Below are 23,363 nucleotides of genomic sequence, written 5' to 3' on the forward strand. Positions count from 1 at the left end.
GTGGTTAGGTTACCTTTGCGTTATGACCGCTGAGCAAGTTGACGCCCGTCCAGTCCTGGCCAGTGCTCTTGTCACCGCTGTCGACCATGTCGGCATCGCGGTGCCGGATCTCGACGCGGCCATCCAGTGGTACCACGAGCACCTCGGGATGATCCTTGTGCACGAGGAAATCAACACCGACCAGGGCATTCGTGAGGCCATGCTGTCGCTGAAGAACGCGGCCCCGGACTGCGCCCAGATCCAGTTGATGGCGCCCCTGGATGAGACCTCCACGATCGCGAAGTTCATCGACAAGCGCGGCCCCGGCATCCAGCAGATGGCCTATCGCGTCAGCGACCTGGACGCCATCTCCGAGCAGTTGCGCAACCAGGGTGTCCGGTTGATCTACGACGCACCGCGCCGCGGAACCGCGAACTCACGGATCAACTTCATCCACCCGAAGGATGCCGGCGGCGTTCTGGTCGAGCTCGTCGAGCCGGCCGCGTCACACTAGGTCACGCCAGATTTCTACGACCACTTCCGGGTCGGCCCGCGAGTGGCGCGGTTCGCCCAGCAGGCGGTGTGCCAGTGCCGTCGATCCTCAAGCGCGGACTCACCATCGTCGGCGCGCCATACCGCTACATGCGCGACCCCCGAGCGGATCTCGTGATCGCAGCCGGGGCACCGGTAGGTCTTGACCGCCCGCGCACCCGGTACCGATCGCACTTCGTAGTCGAATCCGTCTGCGCCCGACTCGATGCGGCGCGGCAGGGGTAGCGGCGGAACACCGCGGTCTTTTGGGCGAGGTGGCCGGTGCCGCGGCATCAGAAGAGCCGGAACTCGTCGCTGTCCATCCCCCGCATGACGTCGTAATCCAAAGTCAGGCAACGAATCCCGCGATCGGTAGCCAGCGTTCGGGCTTGCGGCTTGATCTGCTGGGCGGCGAACACCCCGGTCACCGGCGCCAGCAGACTGTCCCGATTGAGCAACTCGAGGTAGCGGGTCAGCTGCTCCACACCGTCGATCTCGCCGCGGCGCTTGATCTCCACCGCGACCGTACGGCCCTCGTCGTCACGGCAGAGGATGTCCACCGGGCCGATGGCCGTCATGAACTCCCGGCGAACCAGTGTGTAGCCGTCACCCAGCAGCTCGATGTGCTCGGCCAGTAGCTTCTGCAGGTGCGCTTCGACGCCGTCCTTCACCAGTCCGGGATCGATCCCGAGTTCGTGGCTCGAGTCGTGCTCGACGCTTTCGATGGTGATCCGCAACTGCTCACCGGCCTTGTTCTCCACCACCCACACCGGCAATGAGTCGTCTTTGGCCTCCTCGGTAAGCCAGCACGGCGGGCTCATCCAGTTCAGCGGCTTGTAGGCACGGTCGTCGGCGTGAATGCTGACCGAGCCGTCGGCCTTGATCAGCAACAGTCGGCGAGCGGACGGCAGGTGGGCGGTGAGGCGACCGACGTAGTCGACGGTGCATTGGGCGATCACGAGGCGCACCGCCCAAGCTTAGGGTCTACGACGCCCGGCGAATTAGGCTGACACCACCATGACGTCCCCCCCGAGCCTCGCGCAGCGGTTGGGCCGGGTTCTGGAACGGGTGACCCGGCAAAGCGGCCGGTTGGCCGGCCCACCGGCCTACGGCTCGTTGATCCTGGGAAGGGTCAACGAAAGCCCGGCCCGCCGCCGGGTCCGGATCCAGACGCTGGTCACGGTATCGCTGCTGGCGGTGAACGTCCTGGGCATCGTGGTCGCGGCCCTGTTGGTCAGCGTGGCCTATCCGGTACCCAGCGTGTTCACCGACGTGCCGGCGTGGCTCACCTTCGGCGTCGCACCCGCGTATGCGGCAGCCGCGCTCGCGTTCGGCAGCTGGTGGATCACCACCCGCACGGTCAAAAACCTCCGGTGGGCAGCCGAAGGCCGTGCGCCGACCCGCGTCGACCAGCGCAACGCGTTCTTCACCCCGTGGCGCGTCGCGCTTGCCCAGCTGTCGCTCTGGGTGGTGGGCACGGTGATCTTCACCATCCTCTACGGGCTTTTCGACACCGACTTCATTCCCCGGATCCTGCTCGTGACGGGCTTTGCCGGGGTGATGGTCTCCACCGGCGCCTACCTGGCCACCGAGTTCGCACTGCGCCCTGTTGCAGCGCTGGCGCTGGCAGCCGGGCCGCCGCCGCACCGGCTGGCGCCGGGGATCATGGGCCGCACGATGACGGTCTGGATGCTCGGGTCGGGCGTGCCGGTGATCGGCATCGGGCTCAGCGCCCTGATCTCGCTGGTGTTGGACAACATGACCAAGACGCAGCTCGAGGTCGCCATCCTGATCACCTCGTCGGCCACGCTGGTGTTCGGGTTCGCCTTGATGTGGGTGCTCGCCTGGATCACCGCGACTCCGGTGCGGGTGGTGCGCTCTGCGCTCAAACGCGTCGAGGACGGGGATCTCAAGGCCAGCGTCGTGGTCTTCGACGGCACCGAACTCGGAGAGCTGCAACGGGGATTCAACTCGATGGTCGCCGGGTTGCGGGAGCGCGAACGGGTGCGCGACCTGTTCGGCCGTCACGTCGGCCGCGAGGTGGCTGCGGCCGCCGAAATGCAGAAACCGCAGCTCGGCGGTGAAGAGCGCCACGTGGCAGTACTTTTCGTCGACATCGTCGGCTCCACTCAATTGGTCGCCACGCTGCCCCCGATCGAGGTGGTCGACCTGCTCAACCGGTTCTTCGCCGTGATCGTCGAAGAGGTCAACCGGCACAACGGTCTGCTCAACAAATTCGAGGGTGATGCCACGCTCGCGGTGTTCGGTGCGCCGGTCACGCTCGACAACCCCGAAGACGATGCGCTGGCCGCAGCCCGCACGATCATGCGGCGCCTCGAGCAGGAGGTCCCGGAATGCCCGGCCGGACTCGGGGTCGCCGCCGGGGAGGTTGTGGCCGGCAACGTCGGTGCCAACGAGCGATTCGAATACACGGTGATCGGCGGACCGGTCAATGAAGCCGCACGCCTGTCCGAGCTCGCCAAATCCACCGAGAACCGCCTGCTGGTGACCGCCTCGACCGTCGAGCGGGCCGGCGATTCCGAGCGTGCCCACTGGGTCCTGACCGATGCGGTGACGCTGCGCGGCCACGATGAGCCGACTCGGTTGGCCGTTCCCGCGTGACATCCGGGGAAGCCGCGCCGCCACTCCTGCCTTCAGCCCCGGGCCGAGCCGAGCCGATCGTCGATGTGCTCGGCACGCCGAGGGTCCGCGGCTGGATTCACCTGTCCTCGGCCATCGTCGCCATCGTCGCCAGTGTGGCGCTGGTGCGTGTGGCGTTGGCGGTAGCCTCCCCGAACGCGGCTTGGGCGACAACGATTTACACCACCACCATCGTCGCCATGTTCGGCATCAGCGCGACGTATCACCTCGTGCGGTGGCGTTCGGCGAAGGCGCTGAACTGGATGAAGCGTGCCGACCATTCGATGATCTTCGTGTTCATCGTGGGCACATACTTTCCCATCGCCGTCCTGGCGATGCCAGCAGAGACCGCCACCAGAGTTCTGACCATCGTGTGTATCGGCGCGGCGGCCGGCATCACGCTCAAGGTGCTGTGGCCCTCGGCGCCGCGGTGGATCGGCGTGCCGCTGTACGTGATGCTCGGCTACGCCGCAATCGCTTACGCCCGAACACTTCTCGACGGTGCCGGGCTGACCGTCGTCGGTCTCCTGATTGCCGGCGGCGTGCTGTACAACATCGGTGCCGTGCTCTACGGGCTGCGATGGCCCAACCCGTGGCCCGCGTATTTCGGCTACCACGAGTTCTTCCACGCCTTCACCGCCGCGGCCGCGGCATGCCATTACATCGCGATCTGGCTCATCGTGGCCGGTCTGGCGATCTCCTGATCTGTGCCGGAAGCCGCCGCCCACCGGCACGCGACCACGATGTCGTTTTTCCGCTAGTGCTGTCGGTGCCGACGTGTAAAAGTTCAAGACGTGCATGACGATTTCGACCGCTGCTACCGCGCAGTCCAGTCCAAGGACTCGCGGTTCGACGGCTGGTTCGTCACCGCGGTCAAGACCACCGGCATCTACTGCCGGCCGAGCTGCCCGGTGCGGCTGCCACTGGCCCGCAACGTGCGCTTCTACCCCAGTTCCGCGGCCGCCCAGCGAGCGGGCTTCCGGGCCTGTAAACGGTGCCGACCGGATGCCTCACCGGGTTCGCCGGAATGGAATGTCCGCGGTGACGCGGTGGCCCGGGCGATGCGTTTGATCGGCGACGGCGCAGTGGACCGCGAAGGCGTCACGGGACTGGCCAGCCGGGTCGGGTACACCGCCCGCCAGTTGGAGCGGATGCTGCAGGCCGAGGTCGGTGCCGGGCCGCTGGCCCTGGCCCGCGCACAGCGGGTGCAGACCGCACGGGTGCTCATCGAGACCACCGACATGGCGTTCAGCGATATCGCGTTCGCAGCTGGCTTCGCGAGCATCCGCCAGTTCAACGACACCCTGCGGGCGGCCTGCGACACCACACCGACAGCGTTGCGGGCCAAAGCCTCCCGCCGGGACTGGTCGGCGAGCGCGCCCGACGGGCAAGCATTGTCACTGCGGCTGCCGGTACGCACCCCGTTCGCCTACGAAGGCGTGTTCGGGCACCTGGCGGGCACTGCTGTCCCCGGCTGTGAAGAGGTTCGCGACGGCGCCTTCCGCCGTACACTTCGCCTCCCGTCGGGCTATGGCGTGGTGAGCCTGACACCGCAGCCCGACCACGTGCGCTGCACGCTGGTGCTCGAGCATGTCAGAGATCTGTCGACGGCGATCGCCCGCTGCCGGCGGCTGTTGGACCTCGACGCCGACCCGGAAGCCGTACTCGATGTGCTGGGTGCCGACGCCGACTTGAGCCCAGTGGTGAGCAAGGCGCCCGGGCAGCGGATCCCGCGAACCGTCGACGAAGAAGAACTGACGGTGCGGGCCGTACTCGGTCAGCAGGTCTCCACCAAGGCGGCACGCACCCACGCCGGCCGGCTCGTCGCCGCTTACGGCACACCGGTGGCCGATCCGCATGGCGGCCTGACGCACACGTTTCCCAGCACCGCTCAGCTGGCCGACATCGATCCGGCGCACCTTGCGGTGCCGGCCACCCGGCGGCGCACGGTGACCACGCTGATCGAGGCCCTCGCCGGTGGCGAGCTGACACTCAATCCCGGCTGCGACTGGCAGCAGGCTCGTCAACAGCTACTGGCGCTACCCGGAATCGGACCGTGGACGGCCGAGATCGTCGCGATGCGGGGGCTGGGTGATCCCGACGCCTTTCCGGCCGGCGATCTCGGTGTGCGACTCGCGGCCGAACAACTCGGCCTGCCGGGCGACGTGCGGGAGCTGACCACACACAGTGCACGCTGGCGACCATGGCGGTCATACGCCGTGCAGCATCTGTGGACGACTCTGGACCATTCCGTGAATCACTGGCCACCGAAGGAGACACCGTGACGACGACAATGCGGTACCGAATCATCGATAGCCCGGTGGGTCCACTGACCCTGGCCGGCACGGGATCGACGCTGCGACATCTACGGATGGTGGACCAGACGCATGAGCCGGATCGGTCCGACTGGGCGCAGTCCGATGATGAGATATTCGCCGACGCGGTCGAGCAGCTGGCGGCCTACTTCGCCGGTGAACTCACCGAATTCGACCTCGACCTGGAACTCGGCGGAACCGAATTCCAACGCAAAGTCTGGTCGGCTTTGCGCACCATTCCGTACGGCGAGACTCGGTCTTATGGAGAAATCGCCATGCAAATCGGATCTCCGGGAGCATCGCGTGCGGTGGGAATGGCAAATGGCCGAAATCCGATCGGCATCATCGTCCCCTGTCATCGCGTTATCGGTTCAACCGGCGGAATGACCGGATATGGCGGAGGAATTGATCGAAAGCGCGCATTGCTGGCGCTGGAGAAAAGCCGAATTCCGGCCGATCTTTCGCTATTCGATTGACGTCTACATACACAAATGCCTGTGCCCCCTAATCGAAATTAGGGGGCACAGGTCTTAAATTGTGTTCGGCGGTGTCCTACTTTTCCACCCTGTGGGGTAGTATCATCGGCGCTGGTAGGCTTAGCTTCCGGGTTCGGGATGGGACCGGGCGTTTCCCTGCCGCTATGGCCGCCGTAACTTTATTCACTCTTTTCCGAGTGTACATAGTTTTGGTGGTGGGGTGCAGTGTGTTGATTGTTGTGGTGTGGTTGCGGGCAATGTGTGTGCGTCTTTACAGTTTCCGAAAACAAATTGGTTTGTTGTTTTGGTTGTTGTAAGTTTTCGGCCGGTTAGTGCCAGTTCCCTGAACACCTTGCGGTGCGTGTAGGTCTGGTCTATCGATCCCGTGGTCTGCGGGGGGCCTTATCCCTCTAAAAGGGTGAGAAACCTGGTCTTGGAGAAGGTTTCCCGCTTAGATGCTTTCAGCGGTTATCCTGTCCGAACGTGGCTATCCAGCGGTGCCCCTGGTGGGACAACTGGTGTACCAGAGGTTCGTCCGTCCCGGTCCTCTCGTACTAGGGACAGGTTTCCTCAAGTTTCTGACGCGCGCGGCGGATAGAGACCGAACTGTCTCACGACGTTCTAAACCCAGCTCGCGTGCCGCTTTAATGGGCGAACAGCCCAACCCTTGGGACCTGCTCCAGCCCCAGGATGCGACGAGCCGACATCGAGGTGCCAAACCATCCCGTCGATATGGACTCTTGGGGAAGATCAGCCTGTTATCCCCGGGGTACCTTTTATCCGTTGAGCGACACCCCTTCCACTCGGGGGTGCCGGATCACTAGTCCCGACTTTCGTCCCTGCTTGACATGTCCGTCTCGCAGTCAAGCTCCCTTGTGCACTTGCACTCAACACCTGATTGCCGTCCAGGTTGAGGGAACCTTTGGGCGCCTCCGTTACATTTTAGGAGGCAACCGCCCCAGTTAAACTACCCACCAGGCACTGTCCCTGGACCGGATATACGGTCCGAAGTTAGAAGTCCAATACGATCAGAGTGGTATTTCAACAATGACTCCACCCACACTGGCGTGTGAGTTTCACAGTCTCCCACCTATCCTACACAAACCGTATCGAACGCCAATACCAAGCTATAGTGAAGGTCCCGGGGTCTTTTCGTCCTGCCGCGCGTAACGAGCATCTTTACTCGTAGTGCAATTTCGCCGAGTCTATGGTTGAGACAGTTGAGAAGTCGTTACGCCATTCGTGCAGGTCGGAACTTACCCGACAAGGAATTTCGCTACCTTAGGATGGTTATAGTTACCACCGCCGTTTACTGGGGCTTAAATTCTCCGCTTCACCCCGAAGGGTTAACGGGTCCTCTTAACCTTCCAGCACCGGGCAGGCGTCAGTCCGTATACATCGTCTTGCGACTTCGCACGGACCTGTGTTTTTAGTAAACAGTCGCTTCTCACTGGTTTGTGCCACCCCCCACCGCTGCCGGCAGCTAGTGCCATGACAGTAGGAGGTCCCCCTTCTCCCGAAGTTACGGGGGTATTTTGCCGAGTTCCTTAACCATAGTTCACTCGTACGCCTTGGTATTCTCTACCTGACCACCTGTGTTGGTTTGGGGTACGGGCCGTGTGTGCGCTCGCTAGAGGCTTTTCTTGGCAGCAAAGGATCACCGAATTCGCCTCACTCGGCTATGCATCACCTCTCAGGATATATGCCAGACGGATTTGCCTATCTGACTCCCTACGGGCTTGCCCCAGTATTACCACTGACTGGTACGGCTACCTACCTGCGTCACCCCATCGCTTGACTACTACCCACCCGGGTCTCGCGCAGCCGGCGACCCCCGCTTCCCGAAGGAATTGGTTGGCCACCATTTGGGCGATTAGCAGAATGGATTCATCAGGGACGCTCACACACGGGTACGGGAATATCAACCCGTTGTCCATCGACTACGCCTGTCGGCCTCGCCTTAGGTCCCGACTCACCCTGGGCGGACTGGCCTGGCCCAGGAACCCTTGGTCTTTCGGCGGGCAAGGTTCTCACTTGCCTTATCGCTACTCATGCCTGCATTCTCACTCCCACACCCTCCACAGCTCCATTACCAGGCTGCTTCACCGGTGTGCAGGACGCTCCCCTACCCATCAACACAAGGTTGATGCCGCGGCTTCGGCGGTGTGCTTGAGCCCCGCTACATTATCGGCGCACAATCACTTGACCAGTGAGCTATTACGCACTCTTTCAAGGTGGCTGCTTCTAAGCCAACCTCCTGGTTGTCTCTGCGACTGCACATCCTTTTCCACTTAGCACACGCTTAGGGGCCTTAGCCGGCGATCTGGGCTGTTTCCCTCTCGACGTACGGAGCTTATCCCCCGCCGTCTCACTGCCACGCTTTCACTTACCGGCATTCGGGTTTGGCTGACGTCAGTAACCCTGTGGGGCCCATCGGCCATCCAGTAGCTCTACCTCCGGCAAGAAACACGCAACGCTGCACCTAAATGCATTTCGGGGAGAACCAGCTATCACGGAGTTTGATTGGCCTTTCACCCCTACCCACAACTCATCCCCTCAGTCTTCAACCTAAGTGGGTTCGGGCCTCCACGCGGTCTTACCCGCGCTTCACCCTGGCCATGGGTAGATCACTCCGCTTCGGGTCCAGAACACACCACTACACCACACACTGTTGTGTGGATACGCCCTATTCAGACTCGCTTTCGCTACGGCTACCCCACCCGGGTTAACCTCGCGACATGTCCCTGACTCGCAGGCTCATTCTTCAAAAGGCACGCCATCACCCCACCACGAAGGAGGGCTCTGACGGATTGTAAGCGCACGGTTTCAGGTACTATTTCACTCCCCTCCCGGGGTACTTTTCACCATTCCCTCACGGTACTAATCCGCTATCGGTCACTGAGAAGTATTCAGGCTTACCGGGTGGTCCCGGCAGATTCACAGCAGATTCCACGGGCCCGCTGCTACTCGGGAACAGTTCCACAGGAGCCGTGATGTTTTCAGTTACGGGGCTCTCACCCACTACGGCAGACCATCCCAGGTCACTTCACCTAACACCACGGTTTATCACTCCCGCCCCGGCCGGCAGACCGAAGACGAAACGTCCCACAACACCGCACACACAACCCCTGCCGGGTATCACATGCATACGGTTTAGCCATCCTCCGCGTTCGCTCGCCACTACTAACGGAATCACAATTGTTTTCTCTTCCTACGGGTACTGAGATGTTTCACTTCCCCGCGTTCCCCCCCACTACCTATGTATTCAGTAGTGGGTGACACGACATCACTCGTGCCGGGTTTCCCCATTCGGACATCCTCGGATCAACGCTCGGTTGGCAGCTCCCCGAGGCATAACGCAGCCTCCCACGTCCTTCATCGGCTCCCAGTGCCAAGGCATCCACCATGCGCTCTTAAACACTTACAACACAAAAAACCAATTCGAAAAAAGAAATTGCACATCAATCGCACACACAAAACCACCAACCCCCAAAGGAAGCCGGCGCCTCATGCGTACCAGATGCTCGCAACCACTATCCACAAATCAAACACCACACCCCACCACCAAAGATGGAGCAACAACACACCGACCCCGCCAACGCGGAGCCACCCGGAACCCCGGGCACGGGCCTGTTGTCTCAAAGCCCAACAGTGTGTTTGGCAGCACCAGACAACCCCCCACCAAAGGAAGGTCCCCGTCCTGGTCGTTTGCTTGTCGTGCACCAGACCCCCACCCACTACAGGTGACACCCACGACAGGTGATAAAAGGCCATCCAACGAATCGATCAGATCACCGAACCCCCACACGATGTGGGCGGGCCTGATTCTCGTGGTGCTCCTTAGAAAGGAGGTGATCCAGCCGCACCTTCCGGTACGGCTACCTTGTTACGACTTCGTCCCAATCGCCGATCCCACCTTCGACGGCTCCCTCCACAAGGGTTAGGCCACCGGCTTCGGGTGTTACCGACTTTCATGACGTGACGGGCGGTGTGTACAAGGCCCGGGAACGTATTCACCGCAGCGTTGCTGATCTGCGATTACTAGCGACTCCGACTTCACGGGGTCGAGTTGCAGACCCCGATCCGAACTGAGACCGGCTTTGAAAGGATTCGCTCCACCTCACGGCATCGCAGCCCTTTGTACCGGCCATTGTAGCATGTGTGAAGCCCTGGACATAAGGGGCATGATGACTTGACGTCATCCCCACCTTCCTCCGAGTTGACCCCGGCAGTCTCTCACGAGTCCCCACCATAACGTGCTGGCAACATGAGACAAGGGTTGCGCTCGTTGCGGGACTTAACCCAACATCTCACGACACGAGCTGACGACAGCCATGCACCACCTGCACACAGGCCACAAGGGAACCGACATCTCTGCCGGCGTCCTGTGCATGTCAAACCCAGGTAAGGTTCTTCGCGTTGCATCGAATTAATCCACATGCTCCGCCGCTTGTGCGGGCCCCCGTCAATTTCTTTGAGTTTTAGCCTTGCGGCCGTACTCCCCAGGCGGGGTACTTAATGCGTTAGCTACGGCACGGATCCCAAGGAAGGAAACCCACACCTAGTACCCACCGTTTACGGCGTGGACTACCAGGGTATCTAATCCTGTTCGCTCCCCACGCTTTCGCTCCTCAGCGTCAGTTACTGCCCAGAGACCCGCCTTCGCCACCGGTGTTCCTCCTGATATCTGCGCATTCCACCGCTACACCAGGAATTCCAGTCTCCCCTGCAGTACTCAAGTCTGCCCGTATCGCCCGCACGCCCACAGTTGAGCTGTGAGTTTTCACGAACAACGCGACAAACCACCTACGAGCTCTTTACGCCCAGTAATTCCGGACAACGCTCGGACCCTACGTATTACCGCGGCTGCTGGCACGTAGTTGGCCGGTCCTTCTTCTACAGGTACCGTCACTTGCGCTTCGTCCCTGCTGAAAGAGGTTTACAACCCGAAGGCCGTCATCCCTCACGCGGCGTCGCTGCATCAGGCTTGCGCCCATTGTGCAATATTCCCCACTGCTGCCTCCCGTAGGAGTCTGGGCCGTATCTCAGTCCCAGTGTGGCCGGTCACCCTCTCAGGCCGGCTACCCGTCGTCGCCTTGGTAGGCCATTACCCCACCAACAAGCTGATAGGCCGCGGGCCCATCCCACACCGCAAAAGCTTTCCACCACAACCCATGAAGGCCATGATCCTATTCGGTATTAGACCCAGTTTCCCAGGCTTATCCCAAAGTGCAGGGCAGATCACCCACGTGTTACTCACCCGTTCGCCACTCGAGTACCCCGAAGGGCCTTTCCGTTCGACTTGCATGTGTTAAGCACGCCGCCAGCGTTCGTCCTGAGCCAGAATCAAACTCTCCAAACAAAAACCCCTCACCCAAAAAGGCAAGGCAGAATTCGAATCAGAACAAGCCTGAAACCAAACAAAAGACACCAAAACTGGCATCAACAACCGCACCCCAACACGGGGGTATCAGAATGCGGCAAAAAACAACAACAAACAAAAACCACCAAACACACTATTGAGTTCTCAAACAACACACCCGGCCGACGACCGCCAGCAGGCAACCCTGCCATCTTACTTGCTGTTGTTGGCTTGTCAACTTGCCGCTGCCTCCCCATCTCTGGGTCCGGCGCGGCTGGCCGACTGCCTACATTACACGCGTTCTATCTCAGCTCCAAGTCGCACCAGATTCTCGACGAAGAGTGGGTAGCCCCGGTCGATGTGAAACACGTCGTGAACTTCGGTTTCTCCGTCAGCGACCAGCCCGGCCAGCACCAGCCCGGCGCCGGCCCGGATGTCCGAACACCACACCGGTGCACTCGAAAGCTGCGGGATTCCCCGCACCACCGCATGGTGACCATCGGTCCGGGCATCGGCACCCAGGCGGATCATCTCCTCGACGAACCGGAACCTCGCCTCGAACACGTTCTCGGTGATCATCGACGTCCCGTCGGCGATCGACGCCAGCGCAATCGCCATCGGCTGCAGATCGGTGGGAAAGCCCGGGAACGGCAGCGTCGCCACATTGCCGGCCTTCGGACGGTCGTACTGCACCACCCGGAACCCGTTGTCGTGCTGGGTGACAGTGGCGCCGGCATCGTGCAGCTTGTGCAACACCAGCTGAAGGTGAGCCGGGTCCACCCCGGTGACCGCGATGTCACCGCGGGTCATCGCCGCAGCGATACCCCACGTCGCGGCCACGATGCGGTCGCCGATCACCCGGTGCTCGGTGGGGTGCAGCCGAGGGACGCCCGTGATCGTCAGTGTCGATCTTCCAGCGCCTTCGATCTGGGCGCCCATCTGGCAGAGCATTTCGCAGAGGTCGACGACGTCGGGCTCGCGGGCCGCGTTGTGGATCGTGGTCACACCCTCAGCCAGGACCGCGGCCATCAGGATGTTCTCGGTCGCCCCCACCGACGGGAACTCCAGCTGGATCTCGGCGCCGTGCAGGCGCTCGGCGGTGGCCACCACGCAGCCGTGCTCGATCGTGCAGTCGGCGCCGAGCTGGCGCAACCCCGCCTGATGCATATCCAGTGGGCGCGAGCCGATCGCGTCGCCACCGGGCAGTGCGACCCGGGCGCGTTTACACCGTCCGACCAATGGGCCCAGCACGCAGACCGAGGCCCGGAACTGGCGCACCGCGGCGAAGTCGGCTTCGTATTTGGGCTCGTCGGGTGAGGTGATCCGAACAATCGACCCATCGAGTTCCACATTCGCGCCGAGGCCGCGAAGGACCTCCGCCATCAGCGGTACGTCAAGAATGTCGGGGCAGTTGGTGATCGTGGTGGTGCCCTCGGCCAGCAGGCTGGCCGCCATCAGCTTCAGAACGCTGTTCTTGGCGCCCCCAACGGCGACTTCGCCCGACAACCGGTTACCACCGGTCACCACGAAACGCTCGCCCACGGCCGTTAGTTTAGTGGAGGCAAGGCCCGGCTCCGTGCCACCAGGCCGGTACGGTTTCACCCATGGCAGTACACCTGACCCGCATCTATACCCGGACCGGCGACGACGGGACGTCGGGACTGAGTGATTTCTCACGGGTGGACAAGAATGACGCGCGGCTGATCGCGTACGCCGACTGTGACGAGGCCAATGCCGCGCTCGGAGTGGCCGTCGCCCTGGGTCAACCCGACGACGACCTGCGCAAAGTCCTGGTGCAGATCCAGAACGACTTGTTCGACGCGGGCGCCGACCTGTCCACTCCGGTCGTCGAAAACCCCGAGTATCCGCCGTTGCGGATCACCGCCCCGTACGTGGAGCGGCTCGAGGCGTGGTGCGACCACTACAACGAAAATCTGCCGGCCCTGAACTCGTTCATCTTGCCCGGCGGCACCCCGTTGTCGGCCCTGCTCCATGTCGCGCGGACGGTGACCAGACGTGCCGAGCGCTCGGCATGGATCGCGGTCAAGACCTATCCCGATACCGTCAGCCCGCTGCCGGCGCGCTACCTCAACCGGCTCTCTGACCTGCTGTTCATCCTGGGCCGGGTGGCCAATCCGGGTGGTGACGTGCTGTGGCAGCCCGGCGGCGGCAAAGCCGAAGGGCCTGCGAAGACGTAAGTCAGGCGGTGCGGCGCCGCGCCCGCGGCGACGGACTCGATTCGACCCAGGACAGAAACGCCGTCAGAGCCCCGCGGTCCAGCGCCATTTCATACCCGCGGCCGCGCTCACCGGTGATGTCATGCAGTTCCAGCACGACTATCGCGTCGGACATGATGTCGAACTCGTCGCCGCGCGGGCCACGTCGGGCGATGACCTCGAGCCCACGCCGGCTCAGCCGGCGATCCGGCCACCATCGCAGACTCGACAGCCGATAGAACCGGGCCTCATCCCCGCGATACCTGATGACTCCGTGCCGCCAGCCGTGCCCGCCGACCGCAGGGGTGTCGCGCAGGATCGCCGCCGTCCCACCCTGGCGCAGCTTCCACAACCGATAGGACAGAGCCGCGACGACGAGTACTAGCACACTGACCAGCGCGACCATGAAGATCATCGGCGCGCTCATCAGTCGCTGGCTCTCGACTAGTCGATCTGGCCCAGGGCGCGCAGACGCGCCCGACCCCGGGCAGCAGTCTGCGGGTCGTCGGACGCCGCATCGGACTTGGCGGCGTCCGCGTCGATCTCGGACTCGAACTCCGCGGACTCGGCGAGGATCGTCACGCCCTCCTCGGTGACCGACAGATAACCGCCGTCGACCGCGATCCGCAGATCGTCCTCGCCCTCCCGCTCGACACGCACCATCGCGTCATCGACGAGCTGTGCCACGAGCGGGATGTGTCGAGGCAGGATGCCGATCTCGCCGGACGTGGTGCGGGTGAAGACGAACGTCGCCTTACCCGACCAGATCTTGCGCTCGACGGCGACGATGTCGACGTCCAATTCGGCCATCTCACATCACCTTTCGCGTTGTGAAACTCACAGCTTGGCGCCGAGGCTCTCGGCCTTCTTCGCCAGGTCGTCCAGGCCACCGATCAGGAAGAACGCCTGCTCGGGCAGGTGGTCGAACTCGCCCTTGGCCAGCTTGTCGAAGGCCTCGACGGTCTCTTTGAGCGGAACCGTGGAACCGGGCTGCCCGGTGAACTGCTCGGCGGCCATCATGTTCTGGCTCAGGAAGCGCTCGATCTTGCGGGCGCGGTACACCAGGACCTTGTCCTCTTCGGAGAGCTCGTCGATACCGAGGATCGCGATGATGTCCTGAAGATCCTTGTAGCGCTGCAGGATCCGGATGACTTCCTGGGCGACCCGGTAGTGCTCGTCACCGACGACGCTCGGGTGCAGGATCGTCGAGCTCGACGCCAGCGGATCCACCGCCGGGAAGATGCCCTTGGAGAACACCGCGCGGGAAAGCTCGGTGGTGGCATCCAGGTGCGCGAACGTGGTGGCCGGCGCCGGGTCGGTGTAGTCGTCGGCGGGCACGTACACGGCCTGCATCGAGGTGATCGAACGGCCACGCGTCGAGGTGATGCGCTCCTGGAGCTCACCCATCTCGTCAGCCAGGGTCGGCTGGTAACCCACGGCGGACGGCATACGGCCGAGCAGCGTGGACACCTCGGAGCCGGCCTGGGTGAACCGGAAGATGTTGTCGATGAACAGAAGCACGTCCTGGCCCTGCTCGTCGCGGAAGTATTCCGCCATGGTCAGCGCGGACAGGGCGACCCGCATACGCGTGCCTGGCGGCTCGTCCATCTGACCGAACACCAACGCGGTGTCCTTGAGCACGTTGGCGTCCGCAAGCTCGACCCAGAGGTCGTTGCCCTCACGGGTCCGCTCCCCCACACCGGCGAACACCGAGGTGCCACCGAAGTTGCGGGCGATCCGGTTGATCATCTCCTGGATCAGCACGGTCTTGCCGACGCCGGCACCACCGAACAGGGCGATCTTGCCGCCACGCACGTACGGGGTGAGGAGGTCGACGACCTTGAGGCCGGTCTCCAGCATCTCGGTGCGCGGCTCGAGGTCGGCGAAGGCCGGCGGCTTGCGGTGGATGGACCAGTGCTCGAAGTCCTTGCCGTAGCCCGGGTCATCGAGGCAGTCGCCGAGGGCGTTGAACACGTGGCCCTTCACCCCGTCGCCGACCGGCACGGAGATCGAGGCGCCGGTGTCGGACACCTCGACGCCACGCACCAAGCCGTCCGTCGGCTGCATGGAGATGCAGCGCACCAGGTTGTCACCCAGGTGCTGAGCAACCTCGAGGGTCAGAGTCTTGGCCAGCGCGCCGAAGGTGATCTCGGCGTGCAGCGCATTGAACAGTTCGGGCACTGAGCCACGCGGGAACTCGACGTCCACCACGGGGCCGGTGATGCGGACGACGCGTCCGGCGGTCTTGGTCTCTACGGCAGCAGTCATTCTCTCTTCGCTTCCTGTGTGGCCTATTTCGCGTCGGCCAGCGCGTTGGCGCCACCGACGATTTCGCTGATTTCCTGAGTGATCTGCGCCTGACGTTCGCGGTTGGCCGCCAGCGTGAGTGCCTTGATCAGATCGTCGGCGTTGTCGGTCGCCGACTTCATGGCGCGCCGACGAGACGCCGACTCCGACGCCGCCGCCTCGAGCAGCGCCGCGTACACGCGTGTCGCGATGTAGCGCGGCAGCAGAGAGTCGAACAGCTCCTCGGCATTGGGCTCGAACGAGAACAGCGTCTGCGGGCCGGTTTCCGGTTCGCCGACGTACTCGACGACCATTGGGGCGATCCGCAGCGCCGTCGCCGTCTGCGACAGCATCGACCTGAACTCCGTCGACACGATGTGCAGCTCGTCGACACCGAGGACGCCGTCAGCGCCGGCCTCGTCACCCTCGTCGTCGACACCGGACATGAACGCCGTCACCAGGGTGTCGGCGATCTCCTTGGCGTGCTCGTAATCGGGCCGCTCGGAGAAGCCGGTCCACGACTCTTTGACCTCACGCTGACGGAAGCTGTAGTAGCCCAGGGCTTTCCGGCCCACCACGTAGAGCACCGGATCTTTGCCCTCTTCCCGCAGCAGCGAGAAGAGCTCCTCGGCCCGGCGCAAGACGTTCGCGTTGTAGCCGCCGCACAGACCCCGATCCGACGAGACCACCAGCACACCGGCCCGCCGCGGCTTCTCCCGCGCGACGAGCAGCGGGTGATCGAGCGCGCTTGCGCCCGCCAGTTCGGTGAGCATGTTGGTGATCTCGGTGGCGTAGGGCCGGGCTGCATCGACCCGGGCCTGCGCCTTGGCGATCCGCGACGTGGCGATCAACTCCTGAGCCTTCGTGATCTTCTTGATCGACGAGGCGGATTTGATACGTCCGCGTAGTTCCCGAAGTGTGGCTGCCATTTCCCTATAGCTCTTCTACTAGTTCTTTTTTGGCGCCGGCTTACGGACCTTGACCGATTCCTTCTCCAGGTCCTCGGGATCCAAAGCGTCAGCTTCGTGCTCGTCGGCGACCACTGAGCTGCCGTCGCTGGCGGCGAAGCCTTTCTTGAACTCGTTGATGGCCGAGACCAGCTTCTCCTCGGCCTCCTCGGAGAGTTTCTTGGATTCCTTGATGCCGGTGAGGATCTCGGCGTGGCTGGCCTTCACGTGCTCCAGGAACTCGGACTCGAAGCGCGAAACATCCTCGGCCGGAACCGAATCCAGGTGCCCCTGGGTGCCCAGGAAGATCGCGACGACCTGATCCTCGACCGCCATCGGGCTGTACTGGGCCTGCTTGAGCAGCTCGACGAGGCGCACGCCGCGGTCCAGCTGAGCCTTCGACGCGGCGTCGAGGTCGGAGGCGAAGGCCGCGAAGGCCTCCAGCTCGCGGTACTGCGACAGATCCAGACGCAGCGAACCGGCAACCTCTTTCATCGCCTTGATCTGAGCGGCACCACCGACGCGGGACACCGACACACCGACGTTCACGGCCGGGCGCACACCCTGGTTGAACAGGTCGGACTCCAGGAAGCACTGGCCGTCGGTGATCGAGATGACGTTGGTCGGAATGAACGCCGAGATGTCGTTGGCCTTGGTCTCGATGATCGGCAGACCGGTCATCGAGCCGCCACCGAGCTCGTCGGAGAGCTTGGCGCAACGCTCCAGCAGGCGGGAGTGCAGGTAGAAGACGTCGCCGGGGAAGGCTTCGCGGCCCGGCGGGCGGCGCAGCAGCAGCGAGATGGCGCGGTAGGCGTCGGCCTGCTTGGACAGATCGTCGAACACGATCAGCACGTGCTTGCCGTTGTACATCCAGTGCTGGCCGATGGCCGAACCCGTGTAGGGCGCGAGCCACTTGAAGCCGGCGGCATCGGAAGCCGGGGCCGCGACGATGGTGGTGTACTCCATCGCGCCACCCTCTTCGAGGGCCCGCTTCACCGAGGCGATCGTGGTGCCCTTCTGGCCGATCGCGACGTAGACACAGCGCACCTGCTGGTTGGGATCGCCGGTCTCCCAGGCGCCCCGCTGGTTGAGGATGGTGTCGACGCAGACGGCGGTCTTGCCGGTCTTGCGGTCACCGATGATCAGCTGGCGCTGGCCGCGGCCGATCGGAGTCATCGCGTCGATGGCCTTGATGCCGGTCTGCAGCGGCTCACCGACACCCTGACGCTGCACCACCGACGGCGCCTGCAGCTCGAGCTCGCGGCGACCCTCGGCCTCGATGTCACCCTGACCGTCGATCGGCTGGCCGAGCGGGTTGATGACGCGACCCAGGAAGGCGTCGCCGACGGGCACCGAGAGCACCTCGCCGGTCCGCTTGACCTGCTGACCCTCGGCGATCTTCTCGAACTCACCCAGGATCACCGCGCCGACGCTGTGCTCGTCGAGGTTCAGCGCCACACCGAGCACGCCGCCGGGGAACTCCAGCAGCTCCTGGGTCATCACCGAGGGCAGACCCTCGACGTGGGCGATGCCGTCGCCGGCGTCGATGACGGTGCCGATCTCCTCGCGCCCGGTATCCGCCTCGAAGCTCGAGACGTACTCCTGGACGGCGCCCTGGATGTCGTCAGCCGAGATTGTCAACTCTGCCATGGCTTTTCGTCTTCCTGCCTTTGTTTTGGGTCTTGGGGTTCGGTTGGCTTGTCGGCCGGTCGGTCGGTCGGCTAGTCGGGAAGCCGCGTCACAGCTGCATCCAGCCGTGAGGACAACGTCCCGTCGATCACCTCGTCGCCGACGGCGACCGAAAGGCCGCCCAGCACAGACGGATCGATGTTCAGCTGCACCGAAACAGGGTGGTTGTAGATCCGGGTCAGCACCTCGGTCAGGCGGGTGCGCTGCTCCGAACTGAGCTCGGCGGCCGCACTGACCTGAGCGACGACCTCGCCGCGCCGGGCGACCGCAAGTTGAGCCAGTGCCAGCACCGCTTCGTCGGCCCGGTCGCCGCGCAGCAGACTGATGGTCTGAACCAGCAGTGCGGTCGCGGTCGCGCTGGCGCCGCTACCGTCGCCGAGGACCTTGCGCAGCAACTCGATCCGACCATCGGCCGGTGCGGTGTAATCACCCAGCAGGGAGGTCAGCCGGGGCTGCTCGTCCAGGATGCGGGTGAAGCGGAAGAGCTGCTCCTCGACCTCGTCAGCCTGATTCTCACGTTCGGCGCGGGTCAGCAGTGCCAGCCGCGCGACATGCTCGATGGCGTCGACCAGATCCGAGGTCAACGACCAGCGCACCGATACCGCGGTCTCGAGCAGGTCCAGTGTCTTGTCGCCGACCTTGCCGCCGAGCAGCCGGTGAATCAACTGCTTCTTGGCGTCGACCTCACCGGAGGACTCGGCGAGATGGCGGGCCAGGATGGGTTCTGCGATCAGCAGACCGGCCACCGACGCAAGGTCATCGGAGAGGGCGGACAATTCGTCGACCGACAGATCCGAGGTCAGCGCGTCGAACTTCTCGACCACCGCGGCCTGGGCATCGCGACTGGCCGACCGCAGATCCGAACCCGCCTCGGGCGCGTACGCCGCCGGCGCCATCGAATCCAGTTCGTCCAGGAAGCGGTCGACAGTCGCGGACTGCGACTGCGAGTCGGCGACATGGGCACGCACCAACTCGCCCGCGCGCCGCACCGACTCACTGCCGAGGTCTTGACGCAACTGCCGGATCAGCTGAGCGCGCAGCAACTGAACCTGTTGCGCACCTTGAACTTTGATCCGCTCCACCTCGACATCTGCTTGCGCACGCAGCTGCGCGGTGATGCCTTCGGCATCGACCCGCGCCTCTTCGACGATGCGCTTGGCTTCGGCCTTGGCCTCGTCGACCCGCTTGGCGTGATGCTTGTCGGCATCAGCCAACCGCTGACCAGCCTTCGCGCTGTCCTCGAGCTGAGTGCGGACGGCCTCTTTCTGGTTGGCCATCATGTTCTTCAACGGCGGCACGACGTACCGCCAGATGATGGCCACGATGACCGCGAAGCCGATGAGCTGTCCGATGAAGGTTGACATGTCCTACCGTCCCGGCGCCGTTGTCGCCGACTCGCTGGAGACCTCAACACCCAGAACGCGGCTGGCCAGCGTGGCAGAAAGCGTGTCGACCGACGACCTCAGGTCACCGGAGATGCTGTCGCTCTGCTGCTTGAGCTGATCGGCCGCCTGCTGCAGGGTTGCGGCAGCCTCCTCGCTGGCGCGGCCCCGGTGCTCCTCGAGGATCTTGCGACCCTCGGCCCGGGCCTCGTCGCGGATCCCCGATGCCTCGGTGCGGGCCTCGGCCATCACCTTCTGGAAATCGGAGTCCGCGGCGGCATCCAGCTCAGTGGCCTTGCGGTTGTTCTCGGTGGTCTTGGCGACCATCTTCTCGCGCTCACCGAGCACCTTCTGGACCGGCGGCACGACGAACTTGCCGATGACGCCCAGCACGATCAGGAAGATCGCGAGTACGAAGAAGAAGGTGCCGTTGGGGACGAGGAAGTTCTGGGTGCCACCTTCCTCGGCCGCCAACAGAGTGACGCTGTGCTCCCCCATGCCGACTAGGAAGCGCCAGGCGTGGCGAACACGAACAGGGCCATGAACGCCAGGTTGATGAAGTACGCCGCTTCGACCAGACCAACAGTGATGAAGAACGGCGTGAACAGCCGGCCCTGGGCCTCGGGCTGCCGGGCGATGCCGGAGATCAGGGCGTTACCGGCGATACCGTCACCGATACCGGCGCCGATGGCGCCGCCGCCCAGGATGAGCCCGCCGCCGATCAGGGCTCCCATGACGATTTGAGGGTCTGCCATTACTTATCCTCCTTGGTTGCTGGTAGGACTCCTACCAGGTGAGTGGGTGGTCCTTGGGTCGAACACGTCTTTTAGTGGTGGTCTTCTTCCAGTTCCATCGACTGGCTGAAGTACAGGATCGTCAGAAGCGCGAAGATGAAGGCCTGGATCAGACCGACGAACAAGTCGAACGTCTTCCAGATCGCGTTGGGCGCCCACATGATGTACGGCGGGAACAGCGCGATCAGCGCGACCATGATGCCACCGGCGAAGATGTTGCCGAAAAGTCGGAGCGACAACGAGATCGGCTTGGCCAGTTCCTCGACGAGGTTGATCGGGGCGAGGAACGCGACGTGGCCCTTGAGCAGCTTCACCGGGTGACCGATCAGGCCGCGGCGCCAGATACCTGCCGCGTGGTAGCAGAAGAACACGAACAGCGCGAGAGCCAGCACGAAGTTGATGTCGGCGGCCGGCGGCTTGAGCAGCTCGTGGGTGCTGCCGTCGGCGGTGCCGTACTGCACCGGCAGCACCGAGATCCAGTTGGCGATCAGGATGAAGATGAACAGCGCCACCGCCAGCGGCAGCACGAAGGGAGCGATCTTCATGCCGATCGCGGATTCGATCTGGCCGCGCATCTGAGTCGTCAGCGTCTCCCACAGCAGCTGAACGCCGCTGGGCACGCCGGTCGAGGTGACCTTGGCCCGCAGCACGAACGCCAGCGCGATCACGATCACGGCGGCGATCGCGGTAGCCATGATGGTGTCGACGTTGACCGTCAGACCCAGCCACTTGGCGGTGTCGTGGTGGCCGACCTCGATGGCGGCCTCGGCGAGGATGCGTTCACTCATCGCGTGGTCAATCCTTCGGTGCTTCGTCGGCGGAGCCGGCAGCTCCGGGGCTTGCAACTACGTCGGCGTCGTGTTCGCCCGTGCGAATCTTCTTCCACACCGGCAACGCGGTGCTCACAACCAAAAGAACTTGGAACAGCGCCAAACCAAAGAGCACACCCAGCCCCAGCGGCCGGAAGATGATCGCGATCGCCAGGCCGATCGACGTGATCACCAGCAACCGGGTCGCGGAGTTCAGTGCCATCTTGCGCTTGAGCGGGTGGTCGCCGGCGGTGATCGACTCCACCGACCGCTGAACCAGCACGGCGTTGACCAGGCCCAGTGCCAGGCCGACGCCGAAGAAAACCCCGAACAGGATGTAGCCGGCGACCGCGGCCAGCACGACAGCGAGGGCGGTCAGCGCAGCACAGATCGCAAGAAGCCGAACGGGCCGGAAGGCAACGGACGGAAACACCAACGGCGCATCTTGCGCTGGTGTCGTCACAGGTTCACCTCAATCTTGCGTTCTGGGGAGCCGGTCAAGTGATCCTTCGTCCTGGTCCGCCGAGCGTATCGGAGGGCGACAGGCGCGCTGGAATCACCCAAGGGGCAGCTCCCTTTGTCGGTCGTAAATCGGCGCCGATCGGACGTGAATCCGATGGGCCGGGCCGGCAACCCGCGAGGTTTCTTGCTGTGTCTCGGCTGGGTTCTGCCAGCACCGTACCACATGGTAGACGGCAGAAAACACGTCTACTACTTACTGTCGTAAAGTCCCTCGTAATCGTCGTCCCGGCGGCGCAACAGTGGGATCAACGTGACCACGATGGCGACGACGATCGCCGCCAGCATCACCGCCCCGGTGTAACGCGGGTCGAAGAAGATGGTGGCCGCCGCACCGAAGGCGATGATGCCCACCCACAGGTAGATCAGCAGCACAGCGCGGCGATGGGAGTGCCCGATCTGCAGCAACCGGTGATGCAGATGCATCTTGTCCGGGCTCAGGGGGCTGCGGCCGGCGCGGGTGCGGCGGACGATGGCCAGCAGCGTGTCCAGCGCCGGCACCAGCATCACCGCGACGACCAACAGGAACGGCGAGAGCAGGGCGAACACATCGCGCGCGCCGTAGGCGCTCTGCGAGATCGGGCCGGCCGCGGTGGTGGAGGCCGCGGCCAGCATCAGGCCGATGAGCATCGAGCCGGAATCGCCCATGAAGATCTTGGCGCGGTAGAAGTTGTGCGGGAGGAACCCCAGACACGCGCCGGCCAGCACCACCGAGATCACCGCGGGCGGGTAGAACAGCACATCGCCGCCGTGGTCGCGCAGCAGGCCGACCGAGAAGATGCAGATCGCCAGCGCGGTGATCAGGCCGAGCCCCGCCGCCAACCCGTCGAGGCCGTCGACGAAGTTCATCGCGTTCACGATCGACACCGTCAATGCCAACGTCAGCAGGATCGAAGACACCTGGTCCAGCACGATGGTCCCGACCCCGCCGAGCGGGATGTACAGGACACTCCACGCCACGCCCATCGTGACCAGGACGCTGGCCGCGGTGATCTGGCCGGCGAACTTGGTCAGCGCATCCAGGCCCCACCGGTCGTCAATCAGCCCGATGCCCATGATCAGTCCACCGGCGACCACGACCGCCGGCATGCCCGAGGAGTAGATGAAGCCGCGGGTGAGCGCGGGCAGCTGAGACGCCAGAAAGACCGCCACGACGACGCCGACGTACATCGCCAGGCCACCCATCCGCGGGGTCGGCTTGAGGTGGACGTCACGCTCGCGCGGATAGGCCACCGCGCCGACCCGGGTGGCGAACACCCGCACCCAGCCGGTGGAGAAATAGGTGATGATCGCGGCGGTCAGCCCGACAAGGGCCAACTCGCGCAACGGAACACCGGCACCACGGTCAGCCAGCGCGAGCGCGGTGCTCGCAACGAATTCCGATGTGCTGGCCATCGCAAAAACCGTACTGCACCAAT

General features: G+C 63.7%; 20 protein-coding genes and 3 rRNA genes. 6 read left to right on the top strand and 17 right to left on the bottom strand.

Going from position 1 to position 23,363, the window contains the following annotated elements; genetic code table 11:
• Positions 1–22: 22 nt before the first annotated feature.
• Positions 23–493 carry a methylmalonyl-CoA epimerase gene (gene mce / locus G6N32_RS19480; RefSeq protein ID WP_115320988.1) on the top strand — a complete coding sequence of 157 codons (471 nt, stop codon included), beginning with the start codon at positions 23–25 and terminating at the stop codon, positions 491–493.
• 14 nt (positions 494–507) lie between these two features.
• Here the strand turns inward: mce and G6N32_RS28885 are convergent, their stop codons facing one another.
• Together G6N32_RS28885 and nucS are read right to left on the bottom strand one after the other, a co-directional pair.
• Complete coding sequence (locus G6N32_RS28885; RefSeq protein WP_115320989.1) at positions 508–804, bottom strand: Rv1322 family protein; 297 nt, start codon at positions 802–804, stop codon at positions 508–510.
• Positions 804–1,478, bottom strand: coding sequence for an endonuclease NucS (gene nucS / locus G6N32_RS19485; RefSeq protein ID WP_115320990.1), 675 nt, complete (start codon positions 1,476–1,478; stop codon positions 804–806). The genes G6N32_RS28885 and nucS overlap by 1 nt, the downstream gene beginning before the upstream one ends.
• Positions 1,479–1,527: 49 nt before the next feature.
• Here nucS and G6N32_RS19490 point away from each other — a divergent pair, with 49 nt between their 5' ends.
• From G6N32_RS19490 to G6N32_RS19505, 4 genes are all read left to right on the top strand, one after another.
• A complete protein-coding gene (locus tag G6N32_RS19490; protein WP_115320991.1) occupies positions 1,528–3,132 on the top strand; it encodes an adenylate/guanylate cyclase domain-containing protein in 1,605 nt (534 codons plus the stop codon).
• A complete protein-coding gene (gene trhA / locus G6N32_RS19495; protein WP_115320992.1) occupies positions 3,129–3,854 on the top strand; it encodes a PAQR family membrane homeostasis protein TrhA in 726 nt (241 codons plus the stop codon). The genes G6N32_RS19490 and trhA overlap by 4 nt, the downstream gene beginning before the upstream one ends.
• Before the next feature lie 90 nt (positions 3,855–3,944).
• Positions 3,945–5,435: a DNA-3-methyladenine glycosylase 2 family protein gene (locus tag G6N32_RS19500; protein WP_115320993.1), complete on the top strand. Its 1,491-nt coding sequence runs from the start codon at positions 3,945–3,947 to the stop codon at positions 5,433–5,435.
• 8 nt (positions 5,436–5,443) lie between these two features.
• Complete coding sequence (locus tag G6N32_RS19505) at positions 5,444–5,941, top strand: methylated-DNA--[protein]-cysteine S-methyltransferase (RefSeq protein ID WP_115320994.1); 498 nt, start codon at positions 5,444–5,446, stop codon at positions 5,939–5,941.
• Positions 5,942–6,004: 63 nt separating this feature from the next.
• On the opposite strand, the gene rrf is transcribed toward G6N32_RS19505, so the two are convergent.
• From rrf to murA, 4 genes are all read right to left on the bottom strand, one after another.
• Positions 6,005–6,117: ribosomal RNA gene (gene rrf, locus G6N32_RS19510) — 5S ribosomal RNA — on the bottom strand.
• Between the two features lie 133 nt (positions 6,118–6,250).
• Positions 6,251–9,368 (bottom strand): 23S ribosomal RNA (locus tag G6N32_RS19515).
• 417 nt (positions 9,369–9,785) lie between these two features.
• Positions 9,786–11,303: ribosomal RNA gene (locus tag G6N32_RS19520) — 16S ribosomal RNA — on the bottom strand.
• Together the 16S, 23S and 5S rRNA genes form the textbook arrangement of a ribosomal RNA operon.
• Positions 11,304–11,594: 291 nt before the next feature.
• Complete coding sequence (gene murA / locus G6N32_RS19525; protein WP_115321446.1) at positions 11,595–12,845, bottom strand: UDP-N-acetylglucosamine 1-carboxyvinyltransferase; 1,251 nt, start codon at positions 12,843–12,845, stop codon at positions 11,595–11,597.
• A 62-nt stretch (positions 12,846–12,907) separates the two neighbouring features.
• Between murA and G6N32_RS19530 the strand changes: the two genes are divergently transcribed.
• Positions 12,908–13,501 carry a cob(I)yrinic acid a,c-diamide adenosyltransferase gene (locus tag G6N32_RS19530; protein WP_115321447.1) on the top strand — a complete coding sequence of 198 codons (594 nt, stop codon included), beginning with the start codon at positions 12,908–12,910 and terminating at the stop codon, positions 13,499–13,501.
• 1 nt (position 13,502) lies between these two features.
• On the opposite strand, the gene G6N32_RS19535 is transcribed toward G6N32_RS19530, so the two are convergent.
• From G6N32_RS19535 to G6N32_RS19585, 11 genes are all read right to left on the bottom strand, one after another.
• Complete coding sequence (locus tag G6N32_RS19535; RefSeq protein ID WP_115321448.1) at positions 13,503–13,946, bottom strand: DUF2550 domain-containing protein; 444 nt, start codon at positions 13,944–13,946, stop codon at positions 13,503–13,505.
• Positions 13,947–13,963: 17 nt separating this feature from the next.
• Positions 13,964–14,329 (bottom strand): F0F1 ATP synthase subunit epsilon, encoded by a 366-nt coding sequence (locus G6N32_RS19540; protein ID WP_102809544.1) that lies wholly within the window; start codon positions 14,327–14,329, stop codon positions 13,964–13,966.
• A 27-nt stretch (positions 14,330–14,356) separates the two neighbouring features.
• On the bottom strand, positions 14,357–15,787 hold the full coding sequence (atpD, locus tag G6N32_RS19545; protein WP_115321449.1) for a F0F1 ATP synthase subunit beta: 1,431 nt from the start codon (positions 15,785–15,787) through the stop codon (positions 14,357–14,359).
• Between the two features lie 23 nt (positions 15,788–15,810).
• Positions 15,811–16,734, bottom strand: coding sequence for a F0F1 ATP synthase subunit gamma (locus G6N32_RS19550; protein WP_115321450.1), 924 nt, complete (start codon positions 16,732–16,734; stop codon positions 15,811–15,813).
• An 18-nt stretch (positions 16,735–16,752) separates the two neighbouring features.
• Positions 16,753–18,402, bottom strand: a complete 1,650-nt coding sequence (atpA, locus tag G6N32_RS19555) for a F0F1 ATP synthase subunit alpha (protein ID WP_115321451.1) — start codon at positions 18,400–18,402, stop codon at positions 16,753–16,755.
• Positions 18,403–18,473: 71 nt separating this feature from the next.
• Positions 18,474–19,805 carry a F0F1 ATP synthase subunit B/delta gene (locus tag G6N32_RS19560; protein ID WP_115321452.1) on the bottom strand — a complete coding sequence of 444 codons (1,332 nt, stop codon included), beginning with the start codon at positions 19,803–19,805 and terminating at the stop codon, positions 18,474–18,476.
• Between the two features lie 3 nt (positions 19,806–19,808).
• A complete protein-coding gene (locus G6N32_RS19565; protein ID WP_083122770.1) occupies positions 19,809–20,321 on the bottom strand; it encodes a F0F1 ATP synthase subunit B in 513 nt (170 codons plus the stop codon).
• Positions 20,322–20,326: 5 nt separating this feature from the next.
• Positions 20,327–20,578 carry a F0F1 ATP synthase subunit C gene (locus tag G6N32_RS19570; RefSeq protein ID WP_036343982.1) on the bottom strand — a complete coding sequence of 84 codons (252 nt, stop codon included), beginning with the start codon at positions 20,576–20,578 and terminating at the stop codon, positions 20,327–20,329.
• Positions 20,579–20,649: 71 nt separating this feature from the next.
• On the bottom strand, positions 20,650–21,405 hold the full coding sequence (gene atpB, locus G6N32_RS19575; RefSeq protein WP_102809539.1) for a F0F1 ATP synthase subunit A: 756 nt from the start codon (positions 21,403–21,405) through the stop codon (positions 20,650–20,652).
• Between the two features lie 7 nt (positions 21,406–21,412).
• A complete protein-coding gene (locus G6N32_RS19580; RefSeq protein ID WP_115321453.1) occupies positions 21,413–21,889 on the bottom strand; it encodes an ATP synthase subunit I in 477 nt (158 codons plus the stop codon).
• Between the two features lie 248 nt (positions 21,890–22,137).
• On the bottom strand, positions 22,138–23,340 hold the full coding sequence (locus tag G6N32_RS19585) for a glycosyltransferase family 4 protein (RefSeq protein WP_115321454.1): 1,203 nt from the start codon (positions 23,338–23,340) through the stop codon (positions 22,138–22,140).
• Between the last annotated feature and the right edge of the window lie 23 nt (positions 23,341–23,363).

It is taken from the genome of Mycolicibacterium aichiense (assembly GCF_010726245.1).
Taxonomy (GTDB): domain Bacteria; phylum Actinomycetota; class Actinomycetes; order Mycobacteriales; family Mycobacteriaceae; genus Mycobacterium; species Mycobacterium aichiense.

Excerpts from the sequence above, each read along its gene's own strand:
- mce (WP_115320988.1), top strand. The coding sequence starts at position 23 with ATGACCGCTGAGCAAGTTGACGCCCGTCCAGTCCTGGCCAGTGCTCTT.
- G6N32_RS28885 (WP_115320989.1), bottom strand. The coding sequence starts at position 804 with ATGCCGCGGCACCGGCCACCTCGCCCAAAAGACCGCGGTGTTCCGCCG.
- G6N32_RS19490 (WP_115320991.1), top strand. The coding sequence starts at position 1,528 with ATGACGTCCCCCCCGAGCCTCGCGCAGCGGTTGGGCCGGGTTCTGGAA.
- G6N32_RS19505 (WP_115320994.1), top strand. The coding sequence starts at position 5,444 with ATGCGGTACCGAATCATCGATAGCCCGGTGGGTCCACTGACCCTGGCC.
- G6N32_RS19530 (WP_115321447.1), top strand. The coding sequence starts at position 12,908 with ATGGCAGTACACCTGACCCGCATCTATACCCGGACCGGCGACGACGGG.
- G6N32_RS19535 (WP_115321448.1), bottom strand. The coding sequence starts at position 13,946 with ATGAGCGCGCCGATGATCTTCATGGTCGCGCTGGTCAGTGTGCTAGTA.
- G6N32_RS19540 (WP_102809544.1), bottom strand. The coding sequence starts at position 14,329 with ATGGCCGAATTGGACGTCGACATCGTCGCCGTCGAGCGCAAGATCTGG.
- atpD (WP_115321449.1), bottom strand. The coding sequence starts at position 15,787 with ATGACTGCTGCCGTAGAGACCAAGACCGCCGGACGCGTCGTCCGCATC.
- G6N32_RS19550 (WP_115321450.1), bottom strand. The coding sequence starts at position 16,734 with ATGGCAGCCACACTTCGGGAACTACGCGGACGTATCAAATCCGCCTCG.
- atpA (WP_115321451.1), bottom strand. The coding sequence starts at position 18,402 with ATGGCAGAGTTGACAATCTCGGCTGACGACATCCAGGGCGCCGTCCAG.
- G6N32_RS19560 (WP_115321452.1), bottom strand. The coding sequence starts at position 19,805 with ATGTCAACCTTCATCGGACAGCTCATCGGCTTCGCGGTCATCGTGGCC.
- G6N32_RS19565 (WP_083122770.1), bottom strand. The coding sequence starts at position 20,321 with ATGGGGGAGCACAGCGTCACTCTGTTGGCGGCCGAGGAAGGTGGCACC.
- G6N32_RS19570 (WP_036343982.1), bottom strand. The coding sequence starts at position 20,578 with ATGGCAGACCCTCAAATCGTCATGGGAGCCCTGATCGGCGGCGGGCTC.
- atpB (WP_102809539.1), bottom strand. The coding sequence starts at position 21,405 with ATGAGTGAACGCATCCTCGCCGAGGCCGCCATCGAGGTCGGCCACCAC.
- G6N32_RS19585 (WP_115321454.1), bottom strand. The coding sequence starts at position 23,340 with ATGGCCAGCACATCGGAATTCGTTGCGAGCACCGCGCTCGCGCTGGCT.